This is a genomic window from Candidatus Bandiella numerosa (assembly GCF_029981845.1).
GTDB classification, from domain to species: domain Bacteria; phylum Pseudomonadota; class Alphaproteobacteria; order Rickettsiales; family Midichloriaceae; genus Aquirickettsia; species Aquirickettsia numerosa.
Map to the genome: position 1 here is coordinate 819,811 of NZ_CP104164.1, position 18,487 is coordinate 838,297.

At 30.4% G+C, this 18,487-nt stretch carries 26 protein-coding genes and 2 pseudogenes; 17 read left to right on the plus strand and 11 right to left on the minus strand.

Annotated elements, in window-relative coordinates:
• Positions 1 to 45 precede the first annotated feature (45 nt).
• Entirely contained in the window at positions 46 to 270 is a 225-nt protein-coding gene (locus N3Z17_RS03950; RefSeq protein WP_282471443.1) for a DUF465 domain-containing protein, read from the plus strand.
• Positions 271 to 397: 127 nt separating this feature from the next.
• On the opposite strand, the gene N3Z17_RS03955 is transcribed toward N3Z17_RS03950, so the two are convergent.
• Together N3Z17_RS03955 and N3Z17_RS03960 are read right to left on the minus strand one after the other, a co-directional pair.
• Positions 398 to 991, minus strand: a complete 594-nt coding sequence (locus N3Z17_RS03955; RefSeq protein WP_282471444.1) for a hypothetical protein — start codon at positions 989 to 991, stop codon at positions 398 to 400.
• Between the two features lie 181 nt (positions 992 to 1,172).
• Positions 1,173 to 1,391, minus strand: a complete 219-nt coding sequence (locus N3Z17_RS03960) for a hypothetical protein (RefSeq protein ID WP_282471445.1) — start codon at positions 1,389 to 1,391, stop codon at positions 1,173 to 1,175.
• 395 nt (positions 1,392 to 1,786) lie between these two features.
• Here N3Z17_RS03960 and N3Z17_RS03965 point away from each other — a divergent pair, with 395 nt between their 5' ends.
• The 11 genes from N3Z17_RS03965 (at position 1,787) to N3Z17_RS04015 (ending at position 7,282) form a co-directional block, all read left to right on the plus strand.
• Positions 1,787 to 2,023, plus strand: a complete 237-nt coding sequence (locus N3Z17_RS03965; protein WP_282471446.1) for a hypothetical protein — start codon at positions 1,787 to 1,789, stop codon at positions 2,021 to 2,023.
• Positions 2,024 to 2,133: 110 nt separating this feature from the next.
• The gene (locus tag N3Z17_RS03970; RefSeq protein WP_282471447.1) at positions 2,134 to 2,355 is read left to right on the plus strand and encodes a DUF378 domain-containing protein; all 222 of its coding nucleotides are present in this window, start codon (positions 2,134 to 2,136) and stop codon (positions 2,353 to 2,355) included.
• A gap of 2 nt (positions 2,356 to 2,357) precedes the next feature.
• The gene (locus N3Z17_RS03975) at positions 2,358 to 2,564 is read left to right on the plus strand and encodes a cold-shock protein (RefSeq protein ID WP_282471448.1); all 207 of its coding nucleotides are present in this window, start codon (positions 2,358 to 2,360) and stop codon (positions 2,562 to 2,564) included.
• 27 nt (positions 2,565 to 2,591) lie between these two features.
• Positions 2,592 to 2,867 carry an HU family DNA-binding protein gene (locus N3Z17_RS03980; protein WP_282471449.1) on the plus strand — a complete coding sequence of 92 codons (276 nt, stop codon included), beginning with the start codon at positions 2,592 to 2,594 and terminating at the stop codon, positions 2,865 to 2,867.
• Between the two features lie 9 nt (positions 2,868 to 2,876).
• A complete protein-coding gene (locus N3Z17_RS03985; protein WP_282471450.1) occupies positions 2,877 to 3,335 on the plus strand; it encodes a ferritin-like domain-containing protein in 459 nt (152 codons plus the stop codon).
• Positions 3,336 to 3,468: 133 nt separating this feature from the next.
• Positions 3,469 to 3,696 (plus strand): hypothetical protein, encoded by a 228-nt coding sequence (locus N3Z17_RS03990; RefSeq protein ID WP_282471451.1) that lies wholly within the window; start codon positions 3,469 to 3,471, stop codon positions 3,694 to 3,696.
• 2 nt (positions 3,697 to 3,698) lie between these two features.
• A complete protein-coding gene (locus N3Z17_RS03995; RefSeq protein WP_282471452.1) occupies positions 3,699 to 4,205 on the plus strand; it encodes a ProQ/FINO family protein in 507 nt (168 codons plus the stop codon).
• The gene (locus N3Z17_RS04000) at positions 4,198 to 4,437 is read left to right on the plus strand and encodes a CDGSH iron-sulfur domain-containing protein (protein WP_282471453.1); all 240 of its coding nucleotides are present in this window, start codon (positions 4,198 to 4,200) and stop codon (positions 4,435 to 4,437) included. Before N3Z17_RS03995 ends, N3Z17_RS04000 begins: the two co-directional genes overlap by 8 nt.
• A 31-nt stretch (positions 4,438 to 4,468) precedes the next feature.
• On the plus strand, positions 4,469 to 5,467 hold the full coding sequence (gene sohB / locus N3Z17_RS04005) for a protease SohB (RefSeq protein ID WP_282471454.1): 999 nt from the start codon (positions 4,469 to 4,471) through the stop codon (positions 5,465 to 5,467).
• A 21-nt stretch (positions 5,468 to 5,488) separates the two neighbouring features.
• A complete protein-coding gene (locus tag N3Z17_RS04010) occupies positions 5,489 to 6,130 on the plus strand; it encodes a hypothetical protein (protein ID WP_282471455.1) in 642 nt (213 codons plus the stop codon).
• A 174-nt stretch (positions 6,131 to 6,304) separates the two neighbouring features.
• Positions 6,305 to 7,282 (plus strand): IS110 family RNA-guided transposase, encoded by a 978-nt coding sequence (locus N3Z17_RS04015; protein WP_282471456.1) that lies wholly within the window; start codon positions 6,305 to 6,307, stop codon positions 7,280 to 7,282.
• Positions 7,283 to 7,430: 148 nt separating this feature from the next.
• On the opposite strand, the gene istB is transcribed toward N3Z17_RS04015, so the two are convergent.
• The 3 genes from istB to N3Z17_RS04030 all read right to left on the minus strand — a co-directional run bounded on the left by istB (position 7,431) and on the right by N3Z17_RS04030 (position 9,557).
• Entirely contained in the window at positions 7,431 to 8,084 is a 654-nt protein-coding gene (gene istB / locus N3Z17_RS04020) for an IS21-like element helper ATPase IstB (protein ID WP_282471457.1), read from the minus strand.
• Positions 8,077 to 8,634 (minus strand): Mu transposase domain-containing protein, encoded by a 558-nt coding sequence (locus N3Z17_RS04025; RefSeq protein WP_282471458.1) that lies wholly within the window; start codon positions 8,632 to 8,634, stop codon positions 8,077 to 8,079. The genes istB and N3Z17_RS04025 overlap by 8 nt, the downstream gene beginning before the upstream one ends.
• A gap of 314 nt (positions 8,635 to 8,948) precedes the next feature.
• Positions 8,949 to 9,557, minus strand: a complete 609-nt coding sequence (locus N3Z17_RS04030) for a hypothetical protein (RefSeq protein WP_282471459.1) — start codon at positions 9,555 to 9,557, stop codon at positions 8,949 to 8,951.
• A 174-nt stretch (positions 9,558 to 9,731) separates the two neighbouring features.
• Here N3Z17_RS04030 and N3Z17_RS07635 point away from each other — a divergent pair.
• From N3Z17_RS07635 to N3Z17_RS07640, 4 genes and pseudogenes are all read left to right on the plus strand, one after another.
• Positions 9,732 to 10,010: pseudogene (locus N3Z17_RS07635) on the plus strand (recombinase family protein); the annotation flags it as partial.
• A gap of 165 nt (positions 10,011 to 10,175) precedes the next feature.
• Positions 10,176 to 10,412: a hypothetical protein gene (locus tag N3Z17_RS04035; protein ID WP_282471460.1), complete on the plus strand. Its 237-nt coding sequence runs from the start codon at positions 10,176 to 10,178 to the stop codon at positions 10,410 to 10,412.
• A gap of 11 nt (positions 10,413 to 10,423) precedes the next feature.
• Positions 10,424 to 10,981 (plus strand): IS3 family transposase, encoded by a 558-nt coding sequence (locus N3Z17_RS04040; RefSeq protein WP_282471461.1) that lies wholly within the window; start codon positions 10,424 to 10,426, stop codon positions 10,979 to 10,981.
• A gap of 36 nt (positions 10,982 to 11,017) precedes the next feature.
• Positions 11,018 to 11,200, plus strand: a pseudogene (locus N3Z17_RS07640) (integrase core domain-containing protein); the annotation flags it as partial.
• Between the two features lie 65 nt (positions 11,201 to 11,265).
• On the opposite strand, the gene N3Z17_RS04045 reads toward N3Z17_RS07640, so the two are convergent.
• Positions 11,266 to 11,541: a transposase gene (locus N3Z17_RS04045; RefSeq protein ID WP_282471462.1), complete on the minus strand. Its 276-nt coding sequence runs from the start codon at positions 11,539 to 11,541 to the stop codon at positions 11,266 to 11,268.
• Between the two features lie 212 nt (positions 11,542 to 11,753).
• Between N3Z17_RS04045 and N3Z17_RS04050 the strand changes: the two genes are divergently transcribed.
• Positions 11,754 to 12,770 carry an AAA family ATPase gene (locus tag N3Z17_RS04050; RefSeq protein WP_282471463.1) on the plus strand — a complete coding sequence of 339 codons (1,017 nt, stop codon included), beginning with the start codon at positions 11,754 to 11,756 and terminating at the stop codon, positions 12,768 to 12,770.
• Positions 12,771 to 12,917: 147 nt separating this feature from the next.
• Here the strand turns inward: N3Z17_RS04050 and N3Z17_RS04055 are convergent, their stop codons facing one another.
• The 5 genes from N3Z17_RS04055 to N3Z17_RS04075 all read right to left on the minus strand — a co-directional run bounded on the left by N3Z17_RS04055 (position 12,918) and on the right by N3Z17_RS04075 (position 18,143).
• A complete protein-coding gene (locus N3Z17_RS04055) occupies positions 12,918 to 13,307 on the minus strand; it encodes an IS110 family transposase (protein ID WP_345799036.1) in 390 nt (129 codons plus the stop codon).
• Positions 13,308 to 13,464: 157 nt separating this feature from the next.
• The gene (locus tag N3Z17_RS04060) at positions 13,465 to 14,172 is read right to left on the minus strand and encodes a tyrosine-type recombinase/integrase (protein ID WP_282471464.1); all 708 of its coding nucleotides are present in this window, start codon (positions 14,170 to 14,172) and stop codon (positions 13,465 to 13,467) included.
• Positions 14,169 to 17,063, minus strand: a complete 2,895-nt coding sequence (locus N3Z17_RS04065; RefSeq protein WP_282471465.1) for a Tn3 family transposase — start codon at positions 17,061 to 17,063, stop codon at positions 14,169 to 14,171. Before N3Z17_RS04065 ends, N3Z17_RS04060 begins: the two co-directional genes overlap by 4 nt.
• Complete coding sequence (locus N3Z17_RS04070) at positions 17,056 to 17,439, minus strand: PDDEXK nuclease domain-containing protein (protein WP_282471466.1); 384 nt, start codon at positions 17,437 to 17,439, stop codon at positions 17,056 to 17,058. The genes N3Z17_RS04065 and N3Z17_RS04070 overlap by 8 nt, the downstream gene beginning before the upstream one ends.
• Positions 17,440 to 17,474: 35 nt before the next feature.
• Positions 17,475 to 18,143: a DUF1016 N-terminal domain-containing protein gene (locus N3Z17_RS04075; protein ID WP_282471467.1), complete on the minus strand. Its 669-nt coding sequence runs from the start codon at positions 18,141 to 18,143 to the stop codon at positions 17,475 to 17,477.
• Between the last annotated feature and the right edge of the window lie 344 nt (positions 18,144 to 18,487).

The window sequence follows — 18,487 nt, forward strand, 5'->3', positions numbered from 1 at the left end:
GTATTGAAGTATATAATTCAATTATTATCAATAATGCTTATGGATATGAGTAAAAAACTTATAAAAAGTTTAAATAAAGAAATTAAATCTTTAATGAACAAAGATTTTGATTTAAGAAAATCTTTAGAAAAATTAGAAAAAGATTTAACAGTTGATGATATAGAAATTGAAAAACTAAAGAAAGAAAAGTTGAAAATTAAAGATAAAATTTTGGCAAAACAAAATGAATTAAAATTAGCTCTTGATAAAACTTCAGTTGAGTTAGTTTAGGATAAATAATTAAAAATAAAATTGTTTTGTTTTAATAACTGTTTATGAAAAAAGAGTAGATTTAATTTTAACCTACTCTATATGTTAATTTAGGAAATTTGTGAATGTTGATTTGATAAATTCAATTTTAATATTTGTAGTGATAGAAAATTTTGTATTGAAATTTTTTATCTATGGAATTTTGCAAAAAGTTATCAATGATTATTTCTACATTACAAGTATCGCAATAAAGTATTTTGTCATTAAATAATAAATTTACTTCAAAATAGTAATCATTTTTATCAAGGGGTATTTTAATCAAAATATCAGTAGGATTAGTTTTATTATTACTGTTTAAAACTTTATCTAAATTTATAGAGTGACTTAATTTAATATACTCTATAGTAACACTTGGTTTTTGAAGTTTTAGATAAATCTTGTCAGATAAAAAGGAATTACGCTTTAGGTTAATTAATTTTAATAACTTTTCCCAATGCTTTGATAATAATGCATTAACATAATTATTTACTCTAGTATCAAAATCTAAACTATGGTTTGGGTTTATATTAGTCGTACTAACTTTGGGGTGAAGTGGTAAAGCATTGTTTAGCTTTTTACAATAATCATTATGGGATGGCTCCCTACCAATGTACATCAAACTAGAGTGTCTGTCTAAAAGGTCTGGGTTAAAGTTTTTTTGTGTGGTTGTATTTATTACTTGTAAATTTTGCCCTGTTCTCATAACGTATCCTATTATTTGTTTGTAGTTTTAGTAAAGCATAAGTTCATTGTGCTAATAAGAGGTTTGATTGATAGCATTGACCTCTTATTAGCTACCTAAATTCAAAAGGTTAGTTGTAAATTTAAACCATCTAGATCCTGTAATTTTGTTGAAAAATTACTTACTCCTTCCTCTTGCGTCATTAATCATATGCATTTAAATTAGCCTTTTGTTCTAAGTAATGCTGAGATAAATGATTTATTTTGCATTTAAACTCAGATATAAGTTTGCGTCTTAATTTTAGAGCTTCCTTATCACTGATGCTTTTTGATTCATGCTGGACTCTAAATTCAAGAGTGTAAATTTCTGCTTGAATTAGTTTAATAATTTTAAATGTTGGTTGTTTTAATAATCTTTGCATAATGTCTCCTTAAAAAATTGTTAATCAAAACTAGAGGTTATATTTAGCTCCTTAATTTAATTAAGAAGTATGACCCCGTCATACTTCCTGTCATGCGGGCGACGCATGGGTGTACAACTGAAAAGAGCAAACTGTGAAAAATTTTAATTTATTTGTTGGCGGTGAATCGGAGCTTTGCTCCGAGAGGAAAAAAATTAAAATATTTTATAGTTTGTGAGCGTAGCGAAGCACCCTTGTAAGGCGTCGAGGGCGAAGCCCTAAGTTACTTACCATCAGTAAATGATAAATTGAGTATTATAGCGCAATGATATGCCGTTTTTTTCTTGTTTGAGTAGACAGATTTAATTACTTGTATTATTTTGTTATCTTTTAGAGGTTTGCAATTTTTTTTAAAAGTGACTTTGTCTCTACCTGAAATACAGCCTGAGAAATGGCGCAGATATTATTTTGAATCCAAAGATCGATATTACATTGTTATTCTGCAACAAGATCTGTTCCATGAGTGGAGCATAATGAAATGTTATGGTGGTAAGGAGAATAAATTGGGCAACTTGATTATTGAGTCTTGTAATTCGTATGAGGATGCTATAAATGAAATAGAAGAAATTAAAAAAAACAAGGAAAGCTCATAAATATGTGCTAAGGTATAGAAAATAATTAATTTTAAGATACTATAGCAAGTAGTTGTGATTTTTTAATATTAAAAATATCAAATACTTTAATTTAAACAGGAGATAACATTATGACTAAATATTTAAACTCAGTTACACTTTTACTTATAATAATTGGTGGAGTTAATTGGCTTTTGGTAGGACTTTTTGAATTTAACTTAGTGAACTACTTATTTTCTGGTGTACCAATTTTAGAAAAAGCTATTTACATATTAATTGGAATTTCTGCATTATATTGTATATCATTGCTTAAGCAGGTATCATTTGAATTATTTAATAAAATTAAAACATAAGTATGAAAATAACAGGAACAGTAAAATGGTTTAATTCTACCAAAGGATATGGGTTTGTAGCTCCAGATAATGGATCAAAGGATGTGTTTATACACAGGTCTGCGGTGGAAGAAGCTGGGCTTGATGGTTTAAATGATAATCAAAAGATTAAATTTGAGATTATTTCAAGTAAAGGCAAGGAATCAGCAGAAAATATTGAATTAATTTAATTATAAATAACTTAAGGGAGGTGTCATATGAATAAAGCAGAATTTATAGAAAAATTATCAAAAGAGCTTGATACAACAAAAACAGCAGCAAGTAAGAGCTTTGATGCTGTTATTAAATGTATAGCACAAGCAATGAAAGATACTGATGAATTAAGATTCACAGGATTTGGAAGTTTTAAAGCAAAGCAAACAGAAGCAAAGGAAGTGAAAACACCAAAAGGCACAATAGCTAAAGTCCCTGCACAAAGAAGAATAAGTTTTTCAGTGGGCTCTGATTTTAAAGCTATTATAAACGAGAAGTAATTATTAACTATGAAATTATCAGATACCATCAAAGATAAAGCAATACAAAAACTAAATGAGATATTAGAATTGGAAATGTCAGGTGTGGTAAGGTATACGCACTATTCTCTAATGATAATAGGTCATAATAGGATTCCAATCACCGCATGGATGAAGAGTCAAGCACAAGAAGGCTTAAGACATGCTATTGAAGCAGGAGAAATGATTACTCATTTTGAAGAGCATCCTTCACTTAGGATATCAAATTTAAAAGAATCTTATTGTCATAATATAAACCAGATTTTAGAAGAAAGTTTAGAGCATGAAAAAGCTTCGCTAAAATCATATTATGATCTTTTAGAAATAGTTTCATCAAAATCAGTTTTGCTTGAGGAGTATTCAAGAAAGCTGATAGTTGAAGAGGAAATCCATATTGGGGAAGTGGAAAAGATGCTAAGAGTTAATAATATCAATGATAAATGTCAATAAATGGTAATTAATATATGTTAGCAGCTGTAGTATATGGCGCAATGATAGCTTTGATATGTTTTGCTTTTGGTTATTACGTTGGCAGAAAGTAGAGTAAGTTATTAATAAACAATATAACCAGTGTTTAGCAGATATGTCACAATCAGATAATAATCAAGAAAGGCCAGCGGACAAAAGGGATGGTAAATTTGTTAAGAAAAGTTACGCAAGGCCTTGGGAAGTAGAGCTAACAGATGAAGAAATAGAAGTATTAAAAAAAAGCCTAAAGGAGGATGAAAAGAGATGCGAAGCAAAAGCAAAAAGATTGGCTGAGAATAAGTCACTTTCAGAGTTTTTTAATAAAAATAATAGGAAAGAATAAAAATGGGAAGAAATAAATGGCATCTACTGTCTCCCGAGAATTACAACAAGGTGTTTGATGTATTATCTCAAAGATATCCAAAGTTTTTTATGAGAGGTAAGGTTTTTATATTTAAAAAAGGAATACATAGAGATATTTTTAATGATGAAGAATTAAAATTCAGCAAAACAATAATCAGAAAGTTTCTAAGATTATATGCTGAACAAAAGGAATATATAAAATTGCATATTGAAAGTGCAGCAAGGTATGATTTAGAAGGTAATGAAGCTGGAATTGTTACAAAAGAAGATGTTGAATCACTTGCAAAAACACAAGAAGAGATAAAAAACCAGATTGCACTCAGAAAAAGTAAGAAGCTGGAACAAAAGAAACATTACAAACCCAATAAGGAAAGTAAACCTAATAATAAGGATAATAAGTTAGAATTGGTGGATGCAAATGCAGTGAATACCAATAACGATAAACCAAGGCTAGGCATAAATTTTAAAGTAGAAAATAAAAATGAGTAGCATAAAAAGTCCTTCGATAAGAGTTGGTGTGAATAAAGGTAAAACATACTATTGGTGTGGGTGTGGATTAAGCAAGAAACAACCTTTTTGTGATGGGTCGCATAAGGAAGATAAGCAAGGAAGGAAGCCAATTACATATACAGCTTTGGCTGATAAATTCATATTATTTTGCACCTGTAAAGAAACGCAGTTACCACCTATTTGCGATGGCACTCATAAAAAAATAGAGTAAAATGTATAACAAAAACAGTGAGGTATAAGTAATGTTTTTATCAGAATATTTGATGTTTTTATTTAAAACATTAACGATTGTAATAAGTATAGCTTTAATAATAATTACATATTTTTATATAAAATCAAAACTTAAGAAAAGCAAAGATGATGGGGTCTTGATTATAAAAGATTTATCTCGTCATTATTATGAGTTGAAGTTACAGATGCTAAAAACTCTTTCTTCCAAACATAAAATTAAAGAATCAATTAGAGAATTTAAAAAAATCTTAAAAGAGAAGAAGGGAAAAGAGGATAAACAAAATACGTATGTGCTTAAATTCAATGGCAATATTAAAGCCACGGCTGTGGAATCATTAAAAGAGGAGATTACAGCAATACTTTCTATTGCGCATAAAAGTGATAAAGTTGTTCTAGTATTAGAATCACCTGGTGGCACAGTAAGTGGATATGGACTTGCTGCATCTGAATTAAGTAGAATAAAAAACAAAGGGATCCAATTAATCGTCATTGTGGATAAAGTAGCTGCAAGCGGAGGTTATATGGTGGCGTGTATGGGTAATCAAATTATTGCAGCGCCATTTGCAATAATTGGCTCCATAGGAGTTGTGTATCAACTACCTAACTTTAATCAATTACTTAAAGATAAGGGTATAGAATATGAACAAATCACTTCTGGCAAATATAAAAGAACTGTAACAATGTTTGGTAAAAATACAGATGAGGATCGTAGGAAACTGCAATTAGAGCTAGAAGAAATACATAATCAATTTAAATCATTAATAAAAAAACAACGTCCAAGTGTAGATATAGAAAAGATTTCTACTGGAGAATATTGGTTAGCTGAAAAGGCCAAGGAATTAAAATTAGTAGATGATTTAATGACTAGTGATGAGTATTTGATGAATCTTCATGAATCTGGTAATAATATTTATCAGATTGAATACAAAAAAGAGCCAAGTTTAATGAATAAATTATCAATAGCTTGTAATAATGTTAAAGATATTCTACAGACAAAATATAATATTTAAATCTGTTTCAAATTTATTAATATGATGGATAAATATAAAATAAAGGAAACTTTGAATGATATTAAAAGCTTATTCAGTAATATGTCCTTTTTAACAAATTTAATAGCATTGTACGTACTTCTATTAGGTTATGTTAGTCCGTTTTTCTCTAGAGAATTACAAAACACAGGATTATTTGCATTATCTGGAAGTATAACAAATTGGCTAGCAATCCATATGCTATTTGAAAAGATTCCATTTTTATATGGATCGGGCATTATTGAATTAAGATTTAAAGATTTTAAGAGTGGGATTAAGGATTTAGTAATGTGCCAGTTTTTTAATGAAGATGAATCTAATAAATTGCTTAGCAGAATTAATAAATTAGTTATCTCAAATTTAGAATCAACAATAGATTTTGGATCTTTATATAAGCAATTGGTGGGAGCGATTATCTCTTCACCTGCAGGAAGTATAATTGCAATGATGGGTGGTAAATCAGCATTAGAGCCATTAAAAGCACCAATCATTAATAAGATAAAAGATTATATTAAAGAGCTTTCAAATTCTGATCTAGATATTAATAGTGATAATACAGAGTCGTTTATTTTAGAAGTGGATAAAATAATTGCTGTGGTTCCATGCGACGCAGACACTACTTGCGCCATAGCAACTAGGTTATGAAGCTAAGGCGAAAGGAGTAACAACAGGGAAACCCTGAAAAAATGATAATAACCTCCTTCCAAAAAAGTCTAAAGTTGGATGGTATCTTAGAAAAACCTAAATAATAGGTTTATTCTGTATTCACATGGTTAGCTTTAAACTTTTAATATTAAACATTAATTTAGGAGATATAATATGTCAAACGCAATATTAGGAATAGATGTAGGTAAAGCTGAAATTGCAGTAGCTTTACTTATAAATAACAACGCTACTAAGAAAGAAATCTTTAATAACAATGATAAAGGGTTTAAAAGCCTTAATAAATGGCTTAAACAAAAGAAAGTTTCTACCTTAAAAGCTTGTATGGAAGCAACAGGAAATTATAGTAATAATATAGCTGAATTTTTATACAATAATGGACACGAGGTATATGTAGTAAACCCAGTTTGTATAAAAGCTTTCGCTAAAAGCAAGTTAATTCGTACTAAAACTGATGCAGTTGACGCTTTGGTTATAGCCCAATACGCTAATATTACTGAATTAATTCCATATAAATCACAAACTTCTGCTGTTAAGGAATTAAAGGCTTTGCATCGTTGCTTAGATGATTTAAAGGGACAGTGCGTTCAAATCTCCAATCATCTGGAGTATAAGGAACATGTACCAAAGTCTGTAACTTCTACATGGAAAAGATTACTTAAAGACTTTAAAAATGAGATGAAGAGTATTGAAAAATCATTAGATGAGCTATTTGAAAATAATATAGAACTTAAGCAACGTAGAGATAATTTACAAACAATTCCTGGTATTGGCAAAACGACAGCTACCTCTATTTTAGCTGAATCTCCTGACCTATCGTCTTTTAAAAGCCCAAGACAATATGCGGCTTATGCTGGTCTTGTTCCTAAACACAGAATATCAGGCTCTTCTGTGAGAGGTAAAGCTAGATTATCCAAACTAGGCTCTTCTAAATTACGCAAAGCTCTTTATTTGCCGGCTGTTGTTGCTAAAAATCACAATCCTATTTTAAAAGCTTTTTCTGATAAATTAAAATCAAAAGGCAAACATAATATGGTTATCATAGCTGCAATTATGCGAAAACTTCTACATATCTGCTTTGCTGTTATTAAAAACAATTCTGCTTTTGATCCTAATTTTATTCCCTCAAAATGATGATATTTTTGTTTGACTTTTAAGACGGTATCATTTTTCCATTTTCTTGTCACCCTCCATTTTAAATTTTGGTGTAAAGTTTTTACGGTAAGATTCACCATCTAACACTATACGATATGCTTTATTAATAACCCTATCAAGTGCGGCATTAGCCCATAACTGGATCAAAAAATAACTCCATCCATTTCTCAATCTTCCTGTTTGTTGTGATTATCAAGCTTGATTTTATATGAGTTGACGCTATTAAATCATATAAATCAGAGGATTGCTCTGCAGATAGTGGTTTGAGGCCAAAATCATCTAAAATTAACAGATCGAATTTTGCATACCGCTTGAATAATTTATCATGCATTTCATCTGCTCTGGCTCGATAAAATTCATTAAGAAGCTCATTAGTAGCTACAAATTTCACTTTTTTATTCTTTTGACATGCAAGCATACCAAGAGCTTGAGATAAGTGAGTCTTCCCAGTACCTACAGGGCCCATGATAATGATGTGGTTTCTTTCTTTGATAAATTTACCAGTCATTAGATCATTTATAGCATGCCTAATCTGCAGAGAATATCGATTCATATCAAAGTTTATAAATGTTTTTACTTCTTCAAATTTAGCAATATCAATACGTCTTTGTAATGCATGTTGTTCAAGAGTTTCCAGCTCATCTTGAAATAACCTTGCCAATAACTCTTCATATGACATAGAGCTCTCTTTTGCTTGTTGTAAACGACTTTCTAATGTATCCAGCATTCCGTATAACTTTAGAGATTTAGCTAATTCCCTAAGCTGTAGCTCATTAGACATAATTTACCTCCATATCAGAAGTATATTCATCTGCCGACCTTACATATGCAATTTCCTCTAAGTTTGCAGATTTACCAACTAAAGGATTAACGCTACCAATTTTATCTAGCTTATTAGATAAAATTTTGCGTAATGATTCATAGCTATAATTATTATATTGATTAGCACGCACACATGCAGCTTCTAATCTTTCTTTACCATATTTATCGGCCAACCTCAAAATGGCTTGTGCTTTGCGCAAACCCACTTTTGTACCATGATTGAGAGTATACTTAATTGTTTGATGCGCTGCGTTTCCTATAGTTGACGCTATTTCTAGGCAAATACCTGGGGTTTTTTCTAGATATTCCAATACTGCTTTCGGGTAATCTTGTAAATCTGTAATCCACTGTCCTTTACCAAAGTTTCTTGGATGAGTTTTTATGATTTTGTGCCTATAATAAGCAGATACTGTTTTAAGGCCAATACGAACACTAATCTCTTCACCTATATACCGTGTCGGAACAGAATAAAAGTTACCTTTAATAACAAAATGATGGTCTCTATGCACTTTAGCAATACTCCATTATGCTATATCAAAAAATCCTGATGGTAGAGCAAGTAATTTTACTTTTTCCTCCTGCTCAAAAAGCTCTATAGGCTTTTTTCCAGTACTGCTACATATACGATGTGAAATTTCAGTACTACACCATTTTAATGCTTCAATATTTGCAGCATTAATATCTATATAGCTTCTGCCAGCAATTAACTGCTCTTTGACAATTCTAATTGAGCGCTCTACCTTTCCTTTATGCTCTGGTTTATATGCCTTCGCAGGATCAATTGCAAATCCGTAAAATCTTGATAATTCTGCATAAGTCTCATTTATTGTTGGATCATAAATATCTGGTTGTATGCATTAATATGAAGCTGTGACCACGTTACCTGATTCTGTGAAAAAACAAACTCAACGTAGCGATGACGACTATGAGATAAAGTCATAACAAACGCGTAAGTTTTGCGCAAATTACCCTCATTATTCCTCATCATCCCCACATATCCAAAATCTACTTGTCCTTCTTGACCGGGATTGCTTGTTAAATGCACAGTATATTTTTTAGAATTTGCAAAATTATTCTTTATGAATCTGTTTACACTTCTTTCACTTACATTCAACCCTTCTCCAGCTAATAATCTCTGAATTTGAGTATGTGTTATATTACGTTCATTAAGCCAGACGGCTATTTTATCTTTATATACATTAAGATCTATCATTATTAGGTCCTTATTCTTGCTTGTCCCATTGACAATTTCTTGAACCTTTATGGCTATCTCATTTAATAAATTTTCATCAATATTATTATTTAATCCTTTTTCTTTAGCCAATGTTACATATTTACCAACAGTTTTCCTACATATCATACATGATTTAGAAATCTGTCTGTTACTAAATCCTTTTGTACTCTGATATAATATTTCTCGTATTGTTGCCATATTGTATATCCTCATTAAAATTAATCTTTTTTAGTTAATATTTATTATTAACTAAGCGTTTTTAATCACTTCTAAAGTGGAGGTCTTACTTGGCGCTGGGGTGGGTCATTTAGTTTGGCGCTAAATTAACTTTTGTGGGTTGTTTTGCTTGGCGCATGACACACAACTACCGCTTCTGGCAAGCTTATATTTAATATATTTTCGTCACTTGCTCAATTTGAAAGAAAACTAATACAAGAAAGAACAAAAGCTGGTCTTAAAGCTGCTAGAGAAAGAGGGAAAAAAGGTGGAAGAAAAAAAACGCTTGCTTCAGATCTAAAAGTTTTAACTGCAAAGAAAATATATCAAAATCATAAAATGAGCATCAATAATATATGTAATATTCTAAAAATTTCCAGAGCTACTTTTTACAGATATATTGCAATACCTGACAAAGATATTTCCTTAGCGTAACTTTTCGTTCCGTTGATCGTCATACCCCTATAAGAGAGACATTTTCAATATAAAAATATATAAATAATGTAATAAAATATTGGTAAAAATTATGAGCAAACAAAAAAGTTGCACAAAAGAGTTTAAATTCAGAGTTGCAATAGCCGTTGAAAACAGCGAAGCTAAATGATAAAAGGAGATTTAACAATTGCCGAAATAATTTCAAAATATCAAGTACCAAGATCAGTTTTGAGTAAATGGAAAAAGCAGCTAATAGACAATGGTCCTGAAGTATATAAAAAAGGCAATCAGCCAGTGCAGGCGTATAATAATGGTAATATGGAGAAATTACATGCAACGATAGGAAGGTTAAAAGTAGAAAATGATTTTTTGCAACAAGCCTCATCAAAGTTGATGTTATAAAGAGGCGTAAAATGATAAATACAGAACATCAACAACTGAGCGTGAGGAGGCAAAGTGAGCTTTTAAAAATAAATAGGTCGATGATATACTATGAGGAATCAGATAAAAGTGAAAACTTTGTATTGAGCAATAAGATAGCTGAAATATACTCATCATATCCCATATATGGGTATCGTAGGATAACAGCAATGTTGGCAAGAGAGAATATAGAAGTAAATCATAAGAGAGTGCAAAGATTAATGAGAGAAATGGATTTATATGCCATATATCCAAGACCTAATACTAGCATTAAAAATAAGGAACATGCAGTATTTCCATATTTATTAAAGGGCTTAGTACTAATAAAGCCTCATCAAGTTTGGCAGGTTGATATAACATATCTAAGGACTACAAAAGGTTTTATGTATTTAGTAGCAATAATAGATATGTATAGTAGGATGATTGTAGGCTATAGGCTTAGTAATAGTTTATGCACTGAAAGCTGCAAATCAGCATTAGAAGATGCCATACTAAAGTATGGTGCACCTGTAATATTAAATAGCGATCAAGGCAGCCAATTTACTAGTTAATCTTGGGTTAAAACTTTAGCGCATTATAAAATTAAGATTAGCATGACTGGTAAAGGTAGGTGCACTGATAATGCTTACATTGAAAGATTATGGAGGGCTTTTAAATATGAAGGTTCTTATTTGTATCAGTGGAACACTGTAGAAGATCTAAAGTCCAATATTCCTAAGTGGGTATATTGGTATAATTATAATAGACCGCATCAATCATTAAATTATAGTACTCCAGCTGAGACTCTATATAAAACTTATAGTAGTAATAATTGTAATAGTTTTTATTTGAATTTTCACTTTTTTAATATATCTCGTTCTATTTGTAGTTTCTTTATCTCCTTCTCTAAAATCCTTTTTTCCTTATCTATAGCATTCATATTGCCATTCCCTGGGAACGCTATACTTGCAGATGATGTTTCTTCTAACCTCTTTTTCCATTTACTAATTGAATCTACACTTACACCAAGACTTTTAGCTGCCTGAGTCAAGCTATATGCTCTTTCAGTTACCAACTTTACTGCCTCTACTTTAAATTCTTCGTTATATCTTTTTCTTGTATTGTTACTCATTTTTACAACTCCTTTTTTAGTTATTTTACTTTATCAGAGTTGCTTAACTTTTACTCTTGTTTTTGGGGTTCACTTCACACTTCAAACCATAATGATTTTGCTGCTCATTAGCCCAATATGTTATGAACTTGCACACATGATAAATTTCAACTTTACAAACTATTTTTATAATTATAGACTTCTAGAAGAGTTTCATAAATGTAGTGATAATCATGCATAAACTTGGGAACATCATAATCATTGTTGGACCTAATTCTAGCGGTAAATCTGCTATTACATCATCAATAGCTGCAAGTAAATATAATTTTAAACCAATTAATACAAAAGTTATAGAAGCGCGAGCAAAGGCGGCATTTGGTAATTTATTTTTTCATGAAACACTTAGAAAAGCCAGTGATTACCTTGATAAAAAAGTGGAAAATGTAAGGGAATTATTATATTTGCGATATAATGTGATTAAGGATAAAAAATTCATAGAGTTAACTAGTGATCTGGACAATGTTTCAGATTGCTCAGAGTTTTACTATGATATACTTTACAATGATTATTTTAATGAAACTATTAATATTTTGAGTCAAGGTAATAATTGTATTATAGATCATAATATATTTTTATCCTCCGTTGGTAGACAAAGATTTTTTAAAATTTTCAAAAATTTAAAAAAACGCATCAAAATAATAGAAATATTCGCTCCACTCCAGAAATATTATAGTAATTTAGTTAAAAGAAATAATAGGTTCTATGAATTTGCTGATACACATACTGATGGTAGTGAATTAATCAAAGCTATTAAAAAGCATGATCAATCTGTTGGCAGAGCAGATTTATCATTTAGACGTCCATTAAGGTCGTTAGAGATATGGAATGAACATTTTGCTTTTACCAAAAAGACTCCTAAAGATACTAGTCTGGTATTGCAGAAACTAAAAGGCAATGAGCTTAAAAAGATTATTAACTCAATTATTAGTGATCATAAGAAGTTGCTAGATTACTTAATTACAAAAAAGATACCTGTAAGTTTTTCGATTAACAAGGAATTGAAACCCCCGAAGATTAGCAGATATTTGGATATCAATAATGAAAAAGAAATTTTTGTTGTGAAAAAAAAGTGGGTTAAAAATGACTACCTACTCAATACAGCAAGTATTATTGATATAGAAAATTATACTAAAAGTGACATTCTCAACAATTTAGTGGAAAGATTATTTCCAGATATAAATGCAAGTTGAAAACCACCTACAACAGATGTTTTTTAGAATTAATAAAGTAAATTTAGAGTGAAATTATGAAGAAGAAAAATGTAGTACCAAAATAGCACCAATAATGCAAATATTGGAGGAGTAATGATAAGTATAGATAGTAAAATAAAAATATATCTATGTATATAAAAAACCTTTTGTAGTCCTTAGATATGTTATATCAACCTGCCAAACTTGATGAGGCTTTATTAGTACTAAGCCCTTTAATAAATATGGAAATACTGCATGTTCCTTATGCTCCAGATGATTGGAGATTTGAACGCACTGTCCCTTTAAATCATCTAAGCAACGATGCAAAGCCTTTAATTCTTTAACAGCAGAAGTTTGAGGTTTATATGGAATTAATTCAGTAATATTAGCGTATTGGGCTATAACCAAAGCGTCAACTGCATCAGTTTTAGCACGAATTAACTTGCTTTTAGCGAAAGCTTTAATACAAACTGGGTTTATTATATGTACCTCGTGCCCATTATTGTATAAAAATTCAGCTATATTTATTACTATAATTTCCTGTTGCTTCCATACAAGCTTTTAAGGTAGAAACTTTCTTTTGTTTAAGGCATTTATTAAGGCTTTTAAACCCTTTGTCATTGTTATTGGCCCCAGGTTAATAAACGTTCGGAAATGGCAATGAGGTTCCATTTAGTATAAAAAGATGCGGCACTCATACTGGAAAATTGTTAATAATTTTGTTATATTCATTTTGCGCATCTGTTATTGATAATTTAGAATATATTTCTAATGATTTCCTTGAATCATGTCCAGAATAAGGTTGTATTAAAGCATCATCAACCCCTTGCTTTTTCATCCATGTAAACAAAAAGTGTCGTAATTTATGTGGAGATATAGACCTGTCCATTCCAGCTGATTTTGTGTAATTCATCAATATTTTTCTGATTCCTCTTTCTGAATAATGCTCTCTTCTTACAGATTCGAATAAATATTTCCATTCTTTTTTTTCTGCAGCACTTATATGCATTGCTAGTACCTCTTTAAAAGTTTGCGGGAATGGCACGACTCTATCTTTATTACCTTTTCCATTCATAACCTTTATAGTCCCACTATCTAAATCAACATCTTCTATTTTAACTTTTACCAATTCTCCCACTCGCATCCCTGTATATAATAATACTTTAATAATTACCATATTTTGTATGTTTTTTGAATTCCACACCTCTTGATAGTATCTTTTGATCTCTTTTTCTGTAGGCACATATGGTAACCTCTTAGCTTCCTTCTGCACCTTTACATCTAATTCTTTTCTTAGATACTTAAATATTTCTTTTAGATAAAAATAATCAGGCCTTTCCTTTCTTAATTGCTTAGCTAGTTGTTTCGCTTTTAATGGAGCTGAAGTTCGAGTGATACTCATATTACCAACCTTGTTTCCATGTTGAGATCAAATGTGCCATATGGATTGATGTGGAGGTGAATCAACGGAGATAAAGCTCTCTTATCCACTATAGTTAGTTTATTTAACCATTCCTTAGTTTTTAAAACGCTTTGAATCATTAGTGTATTGATGTACACAAGTGATGCTTGTAGCAAATGTAAAGCTAAGATAGCCTCTTCTTGGCTAAATACGTCATTTTTTGATATCGTGCTTTTTTTACCATAGTAGATAAAGTCATTTACTCCATTCCATCTTTCTACCACATTTAAGCCTTCATGTATTTCCTCCCGTAACTCTTGTGAGCATAAATATCTACAAAGAAAAATAGTTTTTATCACTCTACCTAATTCTTGTAATGCTAAATATACAGGATGTTTTAAGTTATTTGCTGTATATTTTTTTAATATAATATCAGGCGTTGCTTTCTTAGATTTTAGCGCAATTGTATTTTTTATTATTTCATCATAACCTTGCTTTATTCTATCCCACTTTATTCCTCTTTCTATTACCTCTTTTATATTTGGATAATTACCAATATCTTTAGTGTTTACTGCAAATAATTTTTGACTACCTATTGATTTGAACCTCGGTAATAAATCAAATTTTAACATATAAGAAAAAGCAAAGGCGATTAGGCTTTGTCCATGAGTATCGACATAATTTTTAGCCACTTCTGCTGTAGTTGCGTGATACAAGATACCCTCTATCATTGAGGCAACTTCTGATGACGAACATGTTTTTAATTGTGAATACACACAAAGTGCCTTTTTATCAACATGCCAATAGATCATCACTCCTCTTCCACCATAACGTATATGCCACTCAGTCATTAAATTCTGATCCCACGCACTAAATTTTTTTGAATCTGAAGCGCAACTGATTTCACTAGAGCCAAATAGCTTTGGGTCTCTTATCTTTAAATTCTCATTGATTATTTTTACAATTGCATTTCTTATATTACCCTTATTTATATAACGTCTTTGAACATATCTTAACTGTTCTAGTTCCTTTTTATCCCTAGAAATTCTTTTTAATCCGGTGTTAGTAGCAAGTGCAAATATGCACAATAATATTCTTCTTTTTAAATCTCTTGGCTCTATTGACTCTTTACTTGCAGCGCTCCTAAATACTTCTGTAAGATTAGTTCTGATTTCTGTTTCTTTCAACACATCAAGTAAAGCAATTGGCCATCTTTTTTGTATCTCTTGCTTCAGTTGCTCTATATTTTCTGGCTCTTCTCTTTTTTTAATAGGAGAAACTTTTACCCAGCTTTTTTTATTCCTTTTGATTATCTCTACTTTTTTATTACCTGTAATATTATTATTAAATTTCTTGAGCCAATATTCTAAATCTTTTTGCAGAACCTTAATTAGCTCTTCCGCATCTTCTGTACAACCTAATTCTTTACAATATTCTGATTTTTTCTTTTCGAAATCTTGCGGTTCATATGTGCTTGGACTACTATATTTTCTACCTTCTTTTATCCATATATCTTTACATCTTAATCTTGCTCTAAGGACCATCATGATCGTTAACTCATAGTTACTTTTATTTATTCTTCCATTATTTAAAATAATACTCTTTAAACTTTTAGGTATAATACCCTCTTGAGGTATATATTCATCTTCAGGATAATAAGTTAATCCTTGACCTATATATTTTTTTACTAGCTTTATTGCACCCAAGATGCTTTCACTGCTTTTGCTATCAGAATAAAATTCAAATATATTTAAAATTTCAACTAACATCGCTTTATAATGATGAATGTACGAAGAGCGCATATAGTGATATTTGCGCTCCCTACTAAATTCTTCATAACTTTGTGATCCTGTAAGTATTTTCTCCAATTCCTCTTTACTGACTACAGGATATATCTTTTCTTCTATAATACCTTTTGGATTTTTTATACTGACATTTGCCATACTTTTTAATAACTCACCCTTATTGTATATAATTTTTCGATTATTCCAAAATTCTTGTAGTAATTTTTGTTTTGCTCTTTTTGTTATTTTGTGTGCTAATTGTACAAACATATCAATAAGGTAATCAGCTGATTGCATACTTCGTACAAAACAAAAACATCCAAGTACAGCCACTTTCTTTACCTCACTATATTTCCTTATTTGACTAGGAGCTGCTATTAAAACATGATTATAATGTTTGTTAATTAAGGTCTCTGATAGACTACTATATTCACCCAAATTATAACTTTGTATTCTTCTAATCTTTTTACCTTCTTCCAAAATTTCCTTTAACGACAAACCTTTTGGTTCTTTTTGCAGATAGTTTAGAGAAAATTCACAATTCTCTTTTATTAGTTGTTTGATATTTTCTCTGGATTCTTTACTCAGTGCAGTATAGGCCTTTTGGAAAAATTCTTCTTCATATTGATGTTTCCACGTGCTTAAATATTTATTTAATTCTTTTTCACTAAATCTCTCTATTCTCCTTTGATATAAATCAGCATAAACTTCTTCATTTAGTTCATCATAACTTGGATCATATGTTAATTTTTTATCAAACAACTTATTTTTAATATTTTCTAAATCATAATTGGTTACTTTTTTAAAACCTAAATATTCTCTGATCTCATTATTATGCTGCCTTGAAGTTCTACTATCCAATTTATAAGCAATATCATATTTTTCCCTAGTATGAAGCTGCTTGTCCACATAATCCACTATACAGTCTGCAATATCATTCCAATTATTGATTAACCATCCATAAATCTGATAATATTTTAATTTTATTGCAAAACCCAATGCATTATCTATTTTCTTATCTAATATGAAGCTTTTTTCATCTGAATTTAAATACCATAAATCTAAAAGCTCCTCTTCGCTCCAATCTTGTTTCATACTATTATTCATTGCCTAATTGATTATTTAATTGCAACGCCTTTCTCTCAAACGCCTCGCGTCCAACTCTTATCGCCATATGTAATTTCTTTTCTAGTTCATCTTTTGGTGGTAAATCCGTAATATACTGCGCTACATGTATGCCTGTTTGGTCCATTTTCATGTACTCAATATCTTCCTGATCTTTCCCAGCACATAAAATAATTCCCAATGGTTTGTTTTCATGTTCTAATGTTTCATTGGTATCTAGCCAATTTAAATACCACTCCATCTGACCTTTGTGAGCTGGTTCAAACTCTCCTATTTTTAAATCCAACGCCACTAAACATCTCAATCTACGATTATAAAATAATAAGTCCAAATACCTATCCTTATTACTAATACTCATCCTCTTTTGCCTAGCTACAAAGCAAAATTCATTTCCTAGCTCTTGTAAAAATTTAGTAATAAAAATTTAGTAATATTATCTAGTATTAACCCCTCAAGCTCTTCTTCATTTGAATAGTTATAACCTCCTACAAAATCTATAAAATATGGATCTTTAAATATTAAACTAGCCGACATTTCATTTAAATCTTCCAGCTTTTTTATAGTTGCTTCAACTATCTTCTCTGGCTCTTTGCTAATTGCGGTTCTTTCATAAAGCATCCCTTTTATTTGTTTTTGAAGGTCCATTACGCTCCACTTCTGCGCTTTGCACATCTGTATATAAAAATCCCTCTTTATTTGGTCATCCATACCACCTATTAGCACAAAATGCGACCATGATAATTGTCTCGACATTGTTGAGATTATTTCTTTTTTGGGAAATAACTTAGCAAACCTTATCATTCTAAATAAATTTGGCCTACTATATCCAGCTCCATACTTTAAAGTTAATATTTTGGCAATCTCAGTAACTATTTGCTCTCCATATTCTGCCCTTTGCGACTTTAATATTTCATCATTTATTCTATTACCTATCATCCAGTTTAAAATTAGCTGTGTAACGTTATACTCCCTTGCAACATGAACTTTTGCTTTTTCTATTAAATGACTTATCTCATTTATTAAAAATTCAGATTCTTGATTTCCTTCTTTCATGACATTCATTTTTGATTCCATTATCTAGTTCCCAGAATATACGGTTGCGGCACTCATCTTGCGTAATAACTTTTTTAAAGCATAGAATACATCAATAAATAACCTCTTTTTTTATCGATTGTCAACTCTACTTTTTAATGCGGCACTAGATTTTTTAAAATATCACTACTTTCTTGCATTTTGAATATTAATTATATCTTTCTTCTCACATCATCAACCAACCTTATTACCACCATTACCAAGTCCTCGTTGCCATTTCCGAACGTTTATTAACCTGGGGCCATATAGGGAAAAGAAATTTTCTACTAGAAAACTTGCTGCTCATTTAGGTATATCAAGAGCTACTCTCTATT

Bases quoted from the DNA above. Each gene is read 5' to 3' on its own strand.
- N3Z17_RS04040 (WP_282471461.1), top strand. From the start codon at position 10,424: ATGATAAATACAGAACATCAACAACTGAGCGTGAGGAGGCAAAGTGAG.
- N3Z17_RS03990 (WP_282471451.1), top strand. From the start codon at position 3,469: ATGTCACAATCAGATAATAATCAAGAAAGGCCAGCGGACAAAAGGGAT.
- N3Z17_RS03995 (WP_282471452.1), top strand. From the start codon at position 3,699: ATGGGAAGAAATAAATGGCATCTACTGTCTCCCGAGAATTACAACAAG.
- N3Z17_RS04000 (WP_282471453.1), top strand. From the start codon at position 4,198: ATGAGTAGCATAAAAAGTCCTTCGATAAGAGTTGGTGTGAATAAAGGT.
- N3Z17_RS04060 (WP_282471464.1), bottom strand. From the start codon at position 14,172: ATGAGTATCACTCGAACTTCAGCTCCATTAAAAGCGAAACAACTAGCT.
- N3Z17_RS04035 (WP_282471460.1), top strand. From the start codon at position 10,176: ATGATAAAAGGAGATTTAACAATTGCCGAAATAATTTCAAAATATCAA.
- N3Z17_RS03960 (WP_282471445.1), bottom strand. From the start codon at position 1,391: ATGCAAAGATTATTAAAACAACCAACATTTAAAATTATTAAACTAATT.
- N3Z17_RS04015 (WP_282471456.1), top strand. From the start codon at position 6,305: ATGTCAAACGCAATATTAGGAATAGATGTAGGTAAAGCTGAAATTGCA.
- N3Z17_RS03955 (WP_282471444.1), bottom strand. From the start codon at position 991: ATGAGAACAGGGCAAAATTTACAAGTAATAAATACAACCACACAAAAA.
- N3Z17_RS04045 (WP_282471462.1), bottom strand. From the start codon at position 11,541: ATGAGTAACAATACAAGAAAAAGATATAACGAAGAATTTAAAGTAGAG.
- istB (WP_282471457.1), bottom strand. From the start codon at position 8,084: ATGTCTAATGAGCTACAGCTTAGGGAATTAGCTAAATCTCTAAAGTTA.
- N3Z17_RS04050 (WP_282471463.1), top strand. From the start codon at position 11,754: ATGCATAAACTTGGGAACATCATAATCATTGTTGGACCTAATTCTAGC.
- sohB (WP_282471454.1), top strand. From the start codon at position 4,469: ATGTTTTTATCAGAATATTTGATGTTTTTATTTAAAACATTAACGATT.
- N3Z17_RS03950 (WP_282471443.1), top strand. From the start codon at position 46: ATGAGTAAAAAACTTATAAAAAGTTTAAATAAAGAAATTAAATCTTTA.
- N3Z17_RS04010 (WP_282471455.1), top strand. From the start codon at position 5,489: ATGATGGATAAATATAAAATAAAGGAAACTTTGAATGATATTAAAAGC.
- N3Z17_RS04070 (WP_282471466.1), bottom strand. From the start codon at position 17,439: ATGAGTATTAGTAATAAGGATAGGTATTTGGACTTATTATTTTATAAT.
- N3Z17_RS03970 (WP_282471447.1), top strand. From the start codon at position 2,134: ATGACTAAATATTTAAACTCAGTTACACTTTTACTTATAATAATTGGT.
- N3Z17_RS03980 (WP_282471449.1), top strand. From the start codon at position 2,592: ATGAATAAAGCAGAATTTATAGAAAAATTATCAAAAGAGCTTGATACA.
- N3Z17_RS04075 (WP_282471467.1), bottom strand. From the start codon at position 18,143: ATGAATGTCATGAAAGAAGGAAATCAAGAATCTGAATTTTTAATAAAT.
- N3Z17_RS03975 (WP_282471448.1), top strand. From the start codon at position 2,358: ATGAAAATAACAGGAACAGTAAAATGGTTTAATTCTACCAAAGGATAT.
- N3Z17_RS03985 (WP_282471450.1), top strand. From the start codon at position 2,877: ATGAAATTATCAGATACCATCAAAGATAAAGCAATACAAAAACTAAAT.
- N3Z17_RS04030 (WP_282471459.1), bottom strand. From the start codon at position 9,557: ATGGCAACAATACGAGAAATATTATATCAGAGTACAAAAGGATTTAGT.
- N3Z17_RS04065 (WP_282471465.1), bottom strand. From the start codon at position 17,063: ATGAATAATAGTATGAAACAAGATTGGAGCGAAGAGGAGCTTTTAGAT.